Origin of the sequence: Pseudomonas sp. BRM28 (assembly GCF_002939405.1) — a bacterium.
Taxonomy (GTDB): domain Bacteria; phylum Pseudomonadota; class Gammaproteobacteria; order Pseudomonadales; family Pseudomonadaceae; genus Aquipseudomonas; species Aquipseudomonas palmensis.
The window spans coordinates 2,195,588-2,209,147 of record NZ_PEFV01000001.1; the positions used below are offsets into that span (position 1 = coordinate 2,195,588).

Below are 13,560 nucleotides of genomic sequence, written 5' to 3' on the forward strand. Positions count from 1 at the left end.
GAGCCGGCATTACGGGCGAAGAACCCACCGCGGTCAGGAAGGCTTCACCTGCGCCAGCGCCTCTTCGGCCTGCTCCTTCTCGGCTTCCTTGAGGTCCTCTTCGCTGATCATCTCGGCAATCACCCGCAACCGCTCGACTACCCGCGCATTGATGCTGCCTTCGGGGAACTCGCCCTCCTCGTTCGGCTGCCCGGCCGGCTCGCCCACCAGCAGGCTCAGGGCCTCGTCGGCCTGGCTGACTGCGTACACATGGAATTGCCCGGCGCGCACCGCCTGCAGCACGCGCTCGTCGAGCATCAGCGTGGCCACGTTGGCCCGCGGGATGATCGCGCCCTGCTCACCGGTCAGGCCACGAGCCTCGCACAGGCGGAAGAAGCCCTCGATCTTCTCGTTGACCCCGCCCACCGCCTGCACTTCACCGAACTGGTTGATCGAGCCGGTGATCGCAAAGCACTGCTTGAGCGGGGTTTTCGACAGGGCCGAGATCAGCGTGCAGGCCTCGCCCAGCGATGCGCTGTCGCCATCCACATAGCCGTAGGACTGCTCCAGCGCGATGCTGGCCGAAATGGCCAGGGGGAACTCCTGGGCATAGCGGCTGCCCAGGTACCCGGTGAGGATCATCACGCCCTTGGAGTGGATCGGCTGGCCCAGGTTGACCTCACGCTCGATATCCACGATGCCGCTGCCGCCCGGGTACACCGTGGCGGAAATCCGCGCCGGCACGCCGAACGCCGAATCGCCCACCTCCAGCACGGTCAGGCCGTTGCACTTGCCCACCGCCGCGCCTTCGGTGTCGATCAGGATGATCCCGGCCAGCATGTCGTCGAGAATCCGCGCCGATACCCGCCCGGTACGCGTGGCCTTGGCCTTGAGCGCCCGCTCGATGTGCCCGGCGTCGGTCATCTCGTCGTTGGCCAGGTGGCGAATGAAATCCGCCTCGCTGACCAGCTGGAACAGGTCGCCGATGCGCGCCGACAGGCGCCCCTGGTGCTCGGCCAGGCGGGCGCTGTAGGTGGCCAGGCGCGCCACCGCATCGGCGGTCAGCGGGGCCATGCCCTCCTCGCTGGTGCGGGTCTTGAGCAACTGGGCGAACTGCTCCAGGCTCTCCTCGACCATGGGAATGTCTTCGTCGAAGTCCACCAGCACCCGGAACATCTCCTGGAAGTCCGGGTCGTGGTCCTGCAGCGCGTAGTACAGCTGGCGGGCGCCGATGATGATCACCTTGACCTGCAGCGGGATCATCTGCGGGGTGAGGGTCACGGTGGCCAGGCGACCGAACTCGCCCAGCGGCGACTCCATCTTCAGCTTGCGCGATTGCAGGGCGCGCTTGAGCGCATCCCACACGAACGGCTCGCCGAGCATCTTCTCGGCTTCCAGAATCAGGAACCCGCCATTGGCGCGGTGCAGAGCCCCCGGGCGCAACTGGCGATAGGTGGTGTACAGCGCGCCCTGGTCGTTGCCGTATTCGATGCGGCCGAACAGGTTGTCGTAGGTAGGGTGCGGCTCGAACACCACGGGCGCACCGCCGCTGGCGTGATGGCCGACCACCAGGCTGGGGGCGTACTGCTCTTCGAGCATCTTGCGCGCCACGGCGTCGGTCTTGCTGTCGTCGACCAGTTGCTCGACCACGGTGCGCAGCAGGTTGACCTGCATGGCCTGCAGGTAGGCGCACACCGCGGCGTTCTCGGCGTATTTCTCCGACAGCGGGGCCAGCAAGGGCTGCAGGGCCAGGGTGATGGTTTCTTCGTTGAGCTGGCGCAGCTGGTTGTTCGACTCGCGCTTCCACTGCGGCAGGCTGGCGAGCTCTTCGTTGAGGCGCTCTTCCAGCGCGGCGATGTCCTCGTGGAAGCGCTCGCGCTCGGCCTCAGGCAACTGGGCGAACTCGGCCTCATCCAGCGCCTTGCCATCGGCCATGGGGGTGAAGGCGACGTTGCTGCTGTCGCGGTACAGGGCCACGTCCTTTTCCAGCGAGGCGCGCTCGATCACATCCAGGGCACGGTCGTAGCGCTGGTTGAAGGCGCGGTCGATGGCGCTTTTCTTCTGCTGATAGGACGGGTGCTCGAACACCGCCGGAAAGGTCGCCAGCAGGTTGTCGATCAGGCCCCCGATATCGGCGATGAAGGCCCCGGCACTGCCGGCCGGCAGCTCGAACGCCTTGGGCTCGCGGGGCTCGTCGAAGTTGTTGACGTACAGCCAGTCGGACGGCGTCTGCAGGCGCTTGCCTTCTGCCTTGAGGTAGCGCTTGACGAACGAGAAGCGGCCGGTGCCCGGCTCGCCCATGACAAACACGTTGTAACCGGGGCGTGGCATGGCGACGCCGAACTGCAAGGCTTCGACTGCACGTTCCTGGCCTAGCACACCGCGAAAGGGCTCCAGATCATTGGTGGTGGAAAAATCGAACTGTTCAGCGGAAAACGGCCGGGTCAGGGCTTCGGGCGCAAGACGCAGGCTCGCAGCAACAGGATCGGGCATCGGGCTTCCTTACTTCGGCGGGGCGGATGACGGCATTCTGGCGCCGCCTGCGCCCGGCTTGCAAGGCTCTTCAACGCTTTAGCGCGCAGGGTCGAAAACCTGCTCCGCGTCAATTATTTCAAGCAATCTTTTGCAATTAATCACGGAACCCTTAGATCGTGCCTAAACTCCAAACTGCGCGGCTGGGTAAACAACCGACCCGTCCTGGCAACTAGTCCTACAGACATGCCAGATAACCCTGACCTTTGGTTTGAACATCAGAAAGAGAACAATGCTATGAAACGGATTCTTCTGGGTACTCTGTTCACCGCGGTTTCGCTCAACGCCATGGCCCAGGCGCCAGGCGGCCCGGACTGCGGCTGGGGCAACATGCTGTTCGAGGGCCAACGCGGCACGCCGGCTCACTTCCTCGCATCCACCACCAACGGTACCTCGGGCAACGCCACCTTCGGCATGACCTCGGGCACCAACGGCTGCTCCACCAATGCGTCGCTGACCTATGGCGGCAAATCCTGGTTCGCCATGAATGGCATGATGAACGAGCTGTCCGAAGACATGGCGCAAGGCCAGGGCGAAGCACTGACCACCTACGCGGTGGTACTGGGCGTCGCACCGGAAGACCGTGCGCACTTCGCGGCCGTGACCCACCAGCACTTCCAGGAAATCTTCACCACAGCCGACGCTACCGCTGAAGATGTTCACACCAACACCCTCGCCGTCCTGAAAAGCGACGCCCGTCTGGCCAAATACGCAACCCCGGCCTAAGCTCGGCACACCCGCCCCGACCACGGGGCGGGTTTGTTTGCCCGCCTCTATCGGCATCATTCAGACGTAGTTGCCCGACATGCTCAAACGCCTTGCCTACCTGGCGCTCTGTGCCTGCGCCCCGCTGCACGCTGCTACCGTGCTGGACGATGCTCGTCTGCACGCACTGGCCAACGACCGCTACTGGATCTCCCTGGGCCATTACGAAACCGCCAAGCTCGGCGGATGGCGCAGCTACGTGGACGACCCCAAATTCTTCCTGGCCAAGGACGGTGCGCACCACCCTGACCAGGAACTGCGCGCCACCTATGAGGCGCTGTACGCCCCGGCCAGCCTGGGCGACCAGCACGCGCAATGCGTATTCCCGGCGCGCACCCGCTGGCTGCGCGAGCAGTTGCAGCTCACCGACCTGCCGGCGCCGGACTGCAAGGCCTACACCCAGTGGTACTCGGACGTGTCGCCGCACAGCGCGGTGATGATCTTCCCGGCGGCCTACCTGAACAGCCCCTCGTCGATGTTCGGGCACACGCTGCTGCGTATCGACCAGGCCGACGTGCAGAGCGACAACACCGCACTGCTGAGCTACGCGATCAACTTCGGCGCCTACATCGAGGGCAACGACAACAGCATCCTGTATGCCTGGAAGGGCCTGATGGGCGGCTACCCCGGCCTGTTCGCGCTGGTGCCCTACCAGGAGAAGCTGTCCGAATACCGCAGCCTGGAAAACCGCGACCTGTGGGAATACCGGCTGAACCTCACGCCCGAGGAAACCGGGCGCATGGTCGAGCACATCTGGGAACTCAAGCAGATCCAGTTCGACTATTTCTTCTTCGACGAAAACTGCTCGTATCGCCTGCTCGAACTGCTGCAGGTGGCACGGCCGAGCCTGGACCTGACCTCGCAGTTCCCGCTCACGGCGATCCCCACCGACACGGTCAAGGCGGTGAAACAGTCCGGGCTGGTGGCGCGTACCGACTACCGCCCATCGCGCGAGCGCGAGCTGCTGGAGCGGGCCAAACCGCTGGACCATGCCGAACAGCAGCAGGTGCTGGCCGTGAGCGCCGACACCGCGCAACTGCAGAGCCCCGCCTTCACCGAGCTGCCGCGCGAGCGCCAGGCGCTGGTGCAGGACGCCGCCTATCGCCTGGAGCGCTACCGCGCCAATGGCCTGGAGCGCGACTCGGAGCGGGCCAGGCGCAGCTTCGAGTTGCTGCGCGCGATCAACCGCAACCCGCCACCGCCGTTGCAGATCGAACGCCCCGGGCTGCCGGAGGACGGCCACGAGTCGCGCACCTGGCACCTGGGCGTGGGTACCCGAGAAGACCGGGCCTTTGCCGAGTACGGGCTGCGCATGGCCTATCACGACCTCAACGACAACGCCTACGGCTTCCCGCTGGGGGCGCAGATCGAGATCCTGCAACTGAAGGTGCGCCAGTACGAACACAACGACTGGCAGGTGCAGCGCCTGGACCTGGCCACGATCCGCTCGCTGACGCCGCGCAACGACCTGCTCAAGCCGTGGTCGTGGCAGGTGGCCGGCGGGTTGGAACGGGTGCTGGGCAAGCATGAGAACGAGGTGCTGGTCAGCCATGTGAATGGCGGCGCCGGGGGCACCTGGCAGTTGGGCGAGGACATGCTCGGGTTTGCCCTGGGCACGGTGCGGGTGGAGCACAACAATGACTTTGCCGGGTTCATCGCACCCGCGGCAGGGTTCAACACCGGCGTGCTGTGGCGCAACGGGCTGGGCAACCTGAGCCTGGAGGCCAAGGGCGACTACTTCACCAATGGCGAGGTCCGCCGCAGCCTGAGCCTCAACCAGCAGTGGGAACTGTCGCGCAACCTGGGCCTGCGCCTGAGTGCCAGGCGCGAGTTCAGCCAGCTGGCGACGGCGCAGAACGAGGTGATGCTCGAGGTGAAGTGGTACAACTACTGAAGTCATCGCGGGTCAAGCCCGCTCCCACAAGGGCAGTGAGAAACCTTGTGGGAGCGGGCTTGACCCGCGATGCGATCCAATTGTTTGACATCTTTTTGACCTCTCTTGCACACACCAGCACCTAGACTTCCCCCCAACAGGTGGAGAGTTCGAACATGCGCGGGCACTGGGTACTGGTGGCAATGATGCTGGGCGGTTGCGCCAGCACCCACGATCAACTGATCGAGCAAGGCTACCCTGCCCCCTACGCCGACGGCTTCCAGGCCGGCTGCAGCAGCGGCCACCAGGCCGCAGGCGTGATGATGGGCGAGTTTCGCAAGGACGTGCCGCGCTATCTGCACGACCGCCAGTACGAGACCGGCTGGGACGACGGCTTTCGCCAGTGCCAGGCCATGCAGCAGAGCCAGGACCAGGACACCTACCGCAGCCGCCACTGGGACGAGCGGGACCAGCAGTGGCAGCAGGAAAAGGACCGCGACGCCGCCCGCGCCTATCGACGCCAATAGGTCGCCCTCGAACATTCGATGCAACCGGTGACCGCGCATCATGGTCTTCCTACAAAGGAGGCCAACCATGAGCCGAGCATTCGTCAACGAAGACCAGGCCGCCGATCAGGCCAATCAACCGGTAGAGCGGCGCATCAGCGAACAACCCAACCACGTCACCGCCCAGGGCCTGACCCTGCTCAAGCAGCGGGTCAGCGAACTGGAGACCCTGCGCAGCACGCTGCTGGGCGACCCCGACAAACAACGCCTGGCCGAGGTCGAGCGCGACCTGCGCTACTTCAGCGCCCGCGTGCAGAGCGCCCAGGTGGCCGCACCCGCCACCTCGCAGAGCAAGGTGCAGATCGGTAGCCGGGTGGTGTTTGTCGATGAAGAAGGCCGCCAGCATGAAGTGCAACTGGTCGGCGAAGACCAGGCCTATGCCGCCAGTGGCCTGATCAACTGGGGGTCACCCCTGGGCCGGGCACTGCTGGGGGCAGCGCCCGGTGACGAGGTGCTGTGGCGACGACCGGCGGGTGATCAACTGATCGAGGTCGTCGCCATCGAGCCGCAGGCCTAGACCACGCCCTGGGCCAGCATGGCGTCGGCAACCTTGACAAAGCCGGCGATGTTGGCGCCCTTGACGTAGTTGATGCGGCCGTTCTCTTCGCCGTAGTACACGCAGGCATGGTGGATCGACTGCATGATGTTGTGCAGCTTGCTGTCCACCTCGCCGGCCGTCCACAGCAGGCGCATGGCGTTCTGCGACATCTCCAGGCCGCTGACGGCCACGCCGCCGGCGTTGGAGGCCTTGCCCGGGGCGAACAGGATGCCGGCCTCGATGAAGAGGTCCACGGCGTCCAGGGTGGTCGGCATGTTGGCGCCTTCGGCCACGCAGATGCAGCCGTTGCGCAGCAGGGTGCGTGCGTCTTCGGCGTCCAGCTCGTTCTGGGTGGCGCACGGCAGGGCGATGTCGCAGGCCAGGCTCCAAGGGCGCTGGCCGGCGCGGAACTCCAGGCCGAACTCGCCGCCCAGCTCGCTCAGGCGGCCGCGCTTGACGTTCTTGAGCTCCATCAGCGCATCCCACTGCGCATCGTTCAGGCCGGCTTCGCAGTACAGGGTACCCTCGGAGTCGGACAGCGAGATGACCTTGCCGCCCAGGTCCATGACCTTGCGCGCGGCATATTGCGCCACGTTGCCGGAGCCGGAGATGGCCACACGGCGACCGTCGATGCGCAGGCCGTCGCGCTTGAGCATTTCTTCGGCGAAGTACACGCAGCCGTAGCCGGTGGCTTCGGGGCGAATCAGGCTGCCGCCGTAGTTCATGCCCTTGCCGGTCAGCACCGAGGTGAACTGGTTGGCCAGGCGCTTGTACTGGCCGAACAGGAAGCCGATTTCGCGACCACCTACGCCGATGTCACCGGCCGGCACGTCGAGGTCGGCGCCGATGTGGCGGTACAGCTCGCTCATGAATGCCTGGCAGAAGCGCATGACTTCGGCGTCGCTCTTGCCCTTGGGGTCGAAGTCCGAGCCGCCCTTGCCGCCGCCCATGGGCAGCGAGGTGAGGGAATTCTTGAGTACCTGTTCGAAGGCCAGGAACTTCAGCACGCCGAGGTTCACCGAAGGGTGGAAACGCAGGCCGCCCTTGTATGGGCCGATGGCGCTGCTCATCTGGATGCGGTAGCCACGGTTGACACGCACCCTGCCCTTGTCGTCGACCCACGATACACGGAACAGAATGGCCCGCTCCGGCTCGACCATGCGTTCGAGAATACCGGCCTGCAGGTAGTGCGGGTTGGCTTCGAGGAAGGGCCACAGGCTGCGCAGTACCTCTTCCACGGCCTGATGGAACTCGGGCTGGGCAGGGTCGCGTTTTTGCAGGCGTGCGAGGAAGTCTTCGACGGATTCGATCATTTAGACATTCACCAGATAGAGTTGGACTTATTAGTTTTTTCAGGACTTTACCAAGAACCACTCGCACCGCAACAGGGCAAAATGTCGTTTTTATGGAAATAAATGGTGCATTTCTATAAATGTATACACCTTCGCCGGCAAAGCCGGCTCCTACAGGAGATCGCACAACCCTGTAGGAGCCGGCCTTGCCGGCGAAGGATTCACCCGGATTCCAGGCAAAAAAAACGGGGCCCGAAGGCCCCGTTTCAGTGCAAGACCGTGAAGGTCATGCCAGTTTCTTGTGCCGTACCCGGTGCGGCTGGGCAGCGGCTTCACCCAGGCGCTTCTTGCGATCGGCTTCGTACTCGGTGTAGTTGCCTTCGAAGAACACCGCCTGCGAATCGTCTTCGTAGGCCAGGATGTGGGTAGCCACACGGTCAAGGAACCACCGATCGTGAGAGATCACGATAGCGGCGCCCGGGAAGTCCAGCAGGGCTTCCTCCAGCGAACGCAGGGTTTCGACGTCGAGGTCGTTGGACGGTTCGTCGAGCAGCAGCACGTTGCCGCCCTCTTTGAGCGTCAACGCCAGGTGCAGGCGGCCACGCTCACCACCGGAGAGGTCCTTGACGAACTTCTGCTGGTCGCCGCCCTTGAAGTTGAAGCGCCCCACGTAGGTACGCGCCGGGATCTCGTAGTTGCCGATGCGGATCTGGTCGGAACCGTCGGAGATCTGCTGGAACACGGTCTTGCCGCCGTCCAGGTCTTCGCGGCTCTGGTCGACGCAGGCCAGTTGCACGGTTTCACCGATCTCGATGCTGCCCGAGTCCGGTTGCTCCTTGCCCATCAGCATGCGGAACAGGGTCGATTTACCGGCGCCGTTACCGCCGATCACACCGACAATGGCGCCTTTTGGCATGCTGAACGACAGGTTGTCGATCAGAACGCGGTCGCCGTAGCCCTTGGTGACGTTCTTGAACTCGATGACCTTGTCACCCAGGCGCGGGCCGGCCGGGATGTAGATCTCGTTGGTTTCGCTGCGCTTCTGGAATTCCTGCGACTGCATTTCTTCGAAGCGTTGCAGACGCGCCTTGGATTTGGACTGGCGGGCCTTGGCGCCTTTGCGCACCCATTCCAGTTCTTCCTTCATGGCCTTTTCATGGGCCGACTGCTGCTTGGACTCCTGGGCCAGGCGGTCCGACTTGGCTTCCAGCCAACCCGAATAGTTGCCCTCGTAAGGAATACCGGCGCCGCGGTCGAGTTCCAGAATCCAGCCGGCGACGTTGTCCAGGAAGTAACGGTCGTGGGTAATCGCGACCACGGTGCCCGGGAAGTCGTGCAGGAAGTGCTCCAGCCAGGCGACCGAGTCGGCATCCAGGTGGTTGGTCGGTTCGTCGAGCAGCAGCATGTCGGGGGCCGACAGCAGCAGGCGGCACAGGGCCACGCGGCGCTTCTCGCCACCGGACAGGTGTTCGACCTTGGCGTCCCAGGCCGGCAGGCGCAGCGCGTCGGCGGCGACTTCCAGCTGGCGCTCGAGGTTGTGACCGTCGCTGGCCTGCAGGATCGCTTCCAGCTTGGCCTGTTCGGCGGCCAGCTTGTCGAAGTCGGCGTCCGGGTCGGCATAGGCGGCGTAGACCTCGTCCAGGCGGGCCTGGGCGTCCTTGATCACGCTGACGGCCTCTTCGACCACTTCACGCACGGTCTTGGTCGGGTCCAGTTGCGGCTCTTGCGGCAAGTAGCCGACATTCAGATCGGGCATCGGACGCGCTTCGCCGTCGAACTCGGTGTCGACGCCGGCCATGATTTTCAGCAGGGTGGATTTACCCGAACCGTTGAGGCCGAGTACGCCGATCTTGGCGCCGGGGAAAAAGGACAGCGAAATGTTCTTGAGGATTTCCCGCTTCGGCGGCACAACTTTGCTCAGCCGATGCATGGTGTAGACGTATTGAGCCAAAACGTGAGCTCCAGTAAGTAGGTCAATCAAAGGAGCTGATTGTAGACACAATTGGGTACCCCGGCCATCGTCGCGACTGGCGGTGCGGCCGGGGGGGAAAGTGCACGTTGCGGGCAATGCCTAGCTGATGACTGCGCCCTTGGGGCCACTGGCGATCAGCGCGGCGCCGCAGGCGGTCTTCATGCCATCCAGCGCCACGGGCGTACCGCCGACGCTGTAGGTGCTGCTGCCCTCGGCAATGGGAAATACCCCTTTGCACAGGGGGCAACTGACGCTGTGCCCTACCCCGGCAATCGGCTTGCCATTGAGGTTGGTGTTGGAAAAGGCTTCGAGTACCACGCCACCGTGGGTGGTGGCATCGCCCAGGCGAACAATGTCTTTCATGAGGTGGGTCCGTCCTTGTGTGATGGGATGTATTACGTGTGGAGGTGCAGGCCTTTGCACTCACGTCCGATGGTGCCTGATTGGAAGAGGGCTGAACATCAACATGCCGTTGCATGTCGTGGGAAGGCGGGCGTCATCGAGCGGGTATCACGCTGGGCTGCCCAGATCCTCATAGTCGCTGTCAAACATTCAAGCCATCCAGGGCTACTGATGATCGTTAAGGAGCAGGATCAACGCTACTCAGCCACTGCTCAAAGTCATCCGCAACACGGCGGGCACTGCCCGTTTCATGATCCCACAACACCACGGCAGGTTCGCCTGAGGCGCCTCGCGCGTCATAATCGAAGCAATAATAATCACCTGTTCCAAACTCTGCGAAGGGCAACAGCGGTGCAAAACGCTCAGGCGATTGCGAGAAATTTTCCAGCCACGCCTGCCACCCTGACGTGTAATTTCGGACGATCGAGTCCCAGGTCTTCCTCGGGTCTCGGCTGTCGAACACGGGGAACACCACCAGGCCACCCAGTGACCGTCCATTGTTGGCAAGCAGCCAGCGGGAAAAGGATGTGGGGAACGTTCTGTTCAGTTCCTTCTCTGCAGAAGCGATTGCAGAAAGCGTTGTGCCGATGACACGCGTTTTTGACATTCGGTTTCGATGTCCATCACTGGAGGCTACAAGAATCCCGCGTTGAGCACTGTATTGGTGGCCCTGACTCACGTCCAGAGGATCATCGTGCAGCAAGTAGTGATTGAAGCAGGTTTTCAAAACGTCTGAGGACACTGCGCTGTCCTGCGAATATGCCAGATCGGTAACACCCTGAAACGGCTCCATCATGTAACAGAATTTGAGATCCAACTCCTTGGCACGCTATGGCCTGGTCGATCACGCCGCATGAGGTCGCTTGTATTTTCGTTCACATGCCAGTAACTGCTTTAACCTGCGCCACGTCCGAGCACAAAAAATACAACTCACTCAACCTCAACCACCTCGACAGTATCGCCAGTTATGTAGCAAGAACCGTACTTTCTAATTTCTTCAAGAGAAGATGGATCATTTGGCCCGTAATCTCCATCCACCTCAACACACCACACCTCACCGAATTTCAAAAGCTTGACACCAGAGCATACAACATTTGTTTGCCCACCAGAAAATGTAGAACGAACTTCGTCAACGTGAGCAACAATCACCCTGACCCTTTTCCATACATTCCCCTCAATCCTGTAATCACGGGCGCAGAATTCGATATGCACAGAAAGCGTACCGTCCCCCAAAAATTCATACTTAAAATAGTTCATTACTCCATCATTGAATCGATCAAATCCGTCAACAAGCCCAACTGCGTCTTCATTAAACATTTCAACCACCTAATGGCTGCGAAGGCTTGGTGCCAGGTGGAATAATACTCCAACCGTCTGGAACCTTGCTTGGGTGAACATGTACCGCGCCGGATCCATGTGCACTCTTGAAGTTACCGGGAGGATCTAGAAGGTGCCCATGACCTGACGCAGCTGTACCGTGCCGCGTAAACTCACACTAAAAGTGTTCACGATACCATCGTGAAATCGACCCAATCCTCCAGCAAACCTAACTAACCCTTCCAGTTAATCTGAAAACAATTTTAACCAGCCACTCCCAAACAGCATCCGACATTAAGCTGCTACGTTATTCATCGACCTCCAGCACTTCCACCCTCTCCCCCAGAACGTAGCACATACTGTAGCTTCTAATTGCCTCCAGCGATATAGGGATATCACCAAAGTCTCCATCGACCTCAACACACCATTTACCATCAAAATTCAATAGCTTCACACGAGAGCAAATAACATTAAAAGCACCCGCTTCGAACACAGACCGCACCTCACTGACACCATCAATAATTATTCGAACAGTTCGCCACACATCACCTTCGAGTTCATAGTTCCTAGCATACACATCTATTTTTATTCTCAATGCATCCGCGTGAAAAAAATCATATTCAAATGATTTGATCAAACCATCATCAAAACCATAATAGTCATCGAATATTTTACTTGCTGCTTCGTTAAGCACTTTAACCTCTTATCGGTTGTGATGGTTCAGCCCCCGGGGGGGAATGACGCTCCATTCTTTAGGGACTTGGTTTGGCGGAATGTGAACCGCACCCGGGCCATGCCCGCTTTTGATATTTTCAGGCGGAGACAACCGTATCGGGGCCTTGCGCAGAGCCTGCGCCACCGGCACAAAGCTCCCCGGTTCGTACAGGTAGTGCACCGTGCGCCCGGTGTCACCTTCATCCTGCGCAGGCGAGCTTTCCAAGGCGAGGGAGTCGCCGTCCCAGCCGAACAGGGTGAAGCCGCAGTTCAGCTCGCGCTGGCGCTTTGCTCGCTCAAGCTGGTTCCAGCCAGTACCGGCTTCAGGTTTGTTCCAGTAATGCGCCGTCGAGTGCTTGTGCAACCGACGCCCAAAGGCGTCATAGCTGTACTAGTCCTTGAGCTTGTCGTTCTAGGCTCGGTACGAAAAGCCTTGATACTCGGCGATGCTGCGTTGAAAACAACCTCGGAATGCTCATTTACAACCCGTAAACTCCGCTTCCTAGGCTGTTTTCGTCTTGCCTGACCTTCGTCTCAAGACTTTTCATACAGCCCCTAGTAGCGGTGCAGTCAACATCAGGGCGTGTAATTAACGGCAACGTTCAAATGAACCCTTTCACAATCCCCACTCATGGCCATTTCTTCCGCCATACTTTCCGAAATTTGCGCATACACCTTGCGCAATTAAGCCCCCCTCATGTCCTTCAAGGCTTTTTCAAGTGCAGAAATATCCGGAGGATTTTTCTTTGACGCTTTACTTCTCATCCAGGCTGGTACCTTTTTCCGACATAGCTCAAATCCTTCATCAGAAAAATCTTTTCTCCTATACACCCTATCTATAAGCTCCCCTTCTTCCGAAAATGGATTTACAAGCAAAAGCCCATTTCGATAAAAAAAATCATACTTAGCAGCTATCGCCTTCTTCACAAGATCCTGAGACTCGATATCATCCACCAACTCATTTTCACTATTCATTTTCTTATAAGCGGAAACCAATTCACTAACCGCCCCCCAAACAGCAAAGTTATTTTTTATTGTCATGGCAGCCTAACAACCTCTGAAATCCCCATAACAGGTACAAGTTTTTTTGTACTTCTATCACGAATGAACGTTCCGCCCTCATCCCGGATATTCTGTTCCTTCATAAGCTGATCCGTCTTATCCGCAGTCATACTTGTAACCTCATAAGTGTCCGCCTTGCCATTCTCAATTACTGCAGTATCAACCCTCCTCCGCTCATTCGTCACAGGGTCTCTTACTGACTTTCCGTTAGCATCTCGAAGATAACATTCGCTCTGTATCGTAGCATTAGGGTGCTGAGCACTCATTCGTGCATTAAACTCTTGATGCCGCCTATCACCTTCAACAGCATTCTTGATCCGAGCCAGCCCCCAAGGATCGATCCAATCAATCGGATTCGGAACATATTGGTAGAGATTGAAGCCGCCCAGGTAGCCAATCGGATCCTGCCCAACAAACCGCCCAACCGCCGGATCATAGTACCGATACCGGTTGTAATGCAGTCCCGTCTCATGGTCGTGATACTGGCCCTGAAAGCGGATCGGGTTGTTCAACCCCACCTGTTTCTGTCCCGTCCTGAATAAGGTTTA

General features: G+C 60.2%; 12 protein-coding genes and 2 pseudogenes. 4 read left to right on the plus strand and 10 right to left on the minus strand.

Going from position 1 to position 13,560, the window contains the following annotated elements:
* Window positions 1-33: 33 nt before the first annotated feature.
* Window positions 34-2,472, minus strand: coding sequence for a Lon protease family protein (locus CR917_RS10540; RefSeq protein ID WP_043860213.1), 2,439 nt, complete (start codon window positions 2,470-2,472; stop codon window positions 34-36).
* A 276-nt stretch (window positions 2,473-2,748) separates the two neighbouring features.
* Between CR917_RS10540 and CR917_RS10545 the strand changes: the two genes are divergently transcribed.
* The 4 genes from CR917_RS10545 to CR917_RS10560 all read left to right on the plus strand — a co-directional run bounded on the left by CR917_RS10545 (window position 2,749) and on the right by CR917_RS10560 (window position 6,232).
* Window positions 2,749-3,237, plus strand: coding sequence for a DUF3015 domain-containing protein (locus CR917_RS10545; protein WP_043860212.1), 489 nt, complete (start codon window positions 2,749-2,751; stop codon window positions 3,235-3,237).
* Between the two features lie 79 nt (window positions 3,238-3,316).
* A complete protein-coding gene (locus tag CR917_RS10550) occupies window positions 3,317-5,170 on the plus strand; it encodes a DUF4105 domain-containing protein (RefSeq protein WP_104572263.1) in 1,854 nt (617 codons plus the stop codon).
* 155 nt (window positions 5,171-5,325) lie between these two features.
* Window positions 5,326-5,676 (plus strand): hypothetical protein, encoded by a 351-nt coding sequence (locus CR917_RS10555; protein ID WP_043860210.1) that lies wholly within the window; start codon window positions 5,326-5,328, stop codon window positions 5,674-5,676.
* A 67-nt stretch (window positions 5,677-5,743) separates the two neighbouring features.
* Window positions 5,744-6,232 (plus strand): GreA/GreB family elongation factor, encoded by a 489-nt coding sequence (locus CR917_RS10560; protein WP_054916265.1) that lies wholly within the window; start codon window positions 5,744-5,746, stop codon window positions 6,230-6,232.
* On the opposite strand, the gene gdhA is transcribed toward CR917_RS10560, so the two are convergent.
* From gdhA to CR917_RS28050, 9 genes and pseudogenes are all read right to left on the minus strand, one after another.
* Window positions 6,229-7,566 (minus strand): NADP-specific glutamate dehydrogenase, encoded by a 1,338-nt coding sequence (gene gdhA / locus CR917_RS10565; RefSeq protein ID WP_043860208.1) that lies wholly within the window; start codon window positions 7,564-7,566, stop codon window positions 6,229-6,231. The genes CR917_RS10560 and gdhA overlap by 4 nt on opposite strands.
* A 265-nt stretch (window positions 7,567-7,831) precedes the next feature.
* Complete coding sequence (gene ettA, locus CR917_RS10570; protein ID WP_043860207.1) at window positions 7,832-9,496, minus strand: energy-dependent translational throttle protein EttA; 1,665 nt, start codon at window positions 9,494-9,496, stop codon at window positions 7,832-7,834.
* Window positions 9,497-9,616: 120 nt separating this feature from the next.
* Window positions 9,617-9,880 carry a PAAR domain-containing protein gene (locus tag CR917_RS10575; RefSeq protein WP_054916267.1) on the minus strand — a complete coding sequence of 88 codons (264 nt, stop codon included), beginning with the start codon at window positions 9,878-9,880 and terminating at the stop codon, window positions 9,617-9,619.
* A 217-nt stretch (window positions 9,881-10,097) separates the two neighbouring features.
* Entirely contained in the window at window positions 10,098-10,736 is a 639-nt protein-coding gene (locus tag CR917_RS10580; RefSeq protein ID WP_256589648.1) for an SMI1/KNR4 family protein, read from the minus strand.
* 113 nt (window positions 10,737-10,849) lie between these two features.
* Window positions 10,850-11,236, minus strand: coding sequence for a hypothetical protein (locus CR917_RS27055; protein WP_146094998.1), 387 nt, complete (start codon window positions 11,234-11,236; stop codon window positions 10,850-10,852).
* A gap of 307 nt (window positions 11,237-11,543) precedes the next feature.
* Window positions 11,544-11,930 (minus strand): hypothetical protein, encoded by a 387-nt coding sequence (locus tag CR917_RS27060; protein ID WP_146094999.1) that lies wholly within the window; start codon window positions 11,928-11,930, stop codon window positions 11,544-11,546.
* Window positions 11,931-12,059: 129 nt separating this feature from the next.
* Window positions 12,060-12,341: pseudogene (locus CR917_RS27065) on the minus strand (hypothetical protein); the annotation flags it as partial.
* Between the two features lie 293 nt (window positions 12,342-12,634).
* Window positions 12,635-12,991, minus strand: coding sequence for a hypothetical protein (locus CR917_RS27070; protein ID WP_146095001.1), 357 nt, complete (start codon window positions 12,989-12,991; stop codon window positions 12,635-12,637).
* A 340-nt stretch (window positions 12,992-13,331) separates the two neighbouring features.
* A pseudogene (locus tag CR917_RS28050) lies at window positions 13,332-13,536 on the minus strand (RHS repeat-associated core domain-containing protein); the annotation flags it as partial.
* Between the last annotated feature and the right edge of the window lie 24 nt (window positions 13,537-13,560).

Bases quoted from the DNA above. Each gene is read 5' to 3' on its own strand.
- CR917_RS10550 (WP_104572263.1), top strand. From the start codon at position 3,317: ATGCTCAAACGCCTTGCCTACCTGGCGCTCTGTGCCTGCGCCCCGCTG.
- CR917_RS10545 (WP_043860212.1), top strand. From the start codon at position 2,749: ATGAAACGGATTCTTCTGGGTACTCTGTTCACCGCGGTTTCGCTCAAC.
- gdhA (WP_043860208.1), bottom strand. From the start codon at position 7,566: ATGATCGAATCCGTCGAAGACTTCCTCGCACGCCTGCAAAAACGCGAC.
- CR917_RS10560 (WP_054916265.1), top strand. From the start codon at position 5,744: ATGAGCCGAGCATTCGTCAACGAAGACCAGGCCGCCGATCAGGCCAAT.
- CR917_RS10555 (WP_043860210.1), top strand. From the start codon at position 5,326: ATGCGCGGGCACTGGGTACTGGTGGCAATGATGCTGGGCGGTTGCGCC.
- CR917_RS10540 (WP_043860213.1), bottom strand. From the start codon at position 2,472: ATGCCCGATCCTGTTGCTGCGAGCCTGCGTCTTGCGCCCGAAGCCCTG.
- CR917_RS10575 (WP_054916267.1), bottom strand. From the start codon at position 9,880: ATGAAAGACATTGTTCGCCTGGGCGATGCCACCACCCACGGTGGCGTG.
- CR917_RS27055 (WP_146094998.1), bottom strand. From the start codon at position 11,236: ATGTTTAATGAAGACGCAGTTGGGCTTGTTGACGGATTTGATCGATTC.
- CR917_RS27070 (WP_146095001.1), bottom strand. From the start codon at position 12,991: ATGACAATAAAAAATAACTTTGCTGTTTGGGGGGCGGTTAGTGAATTG.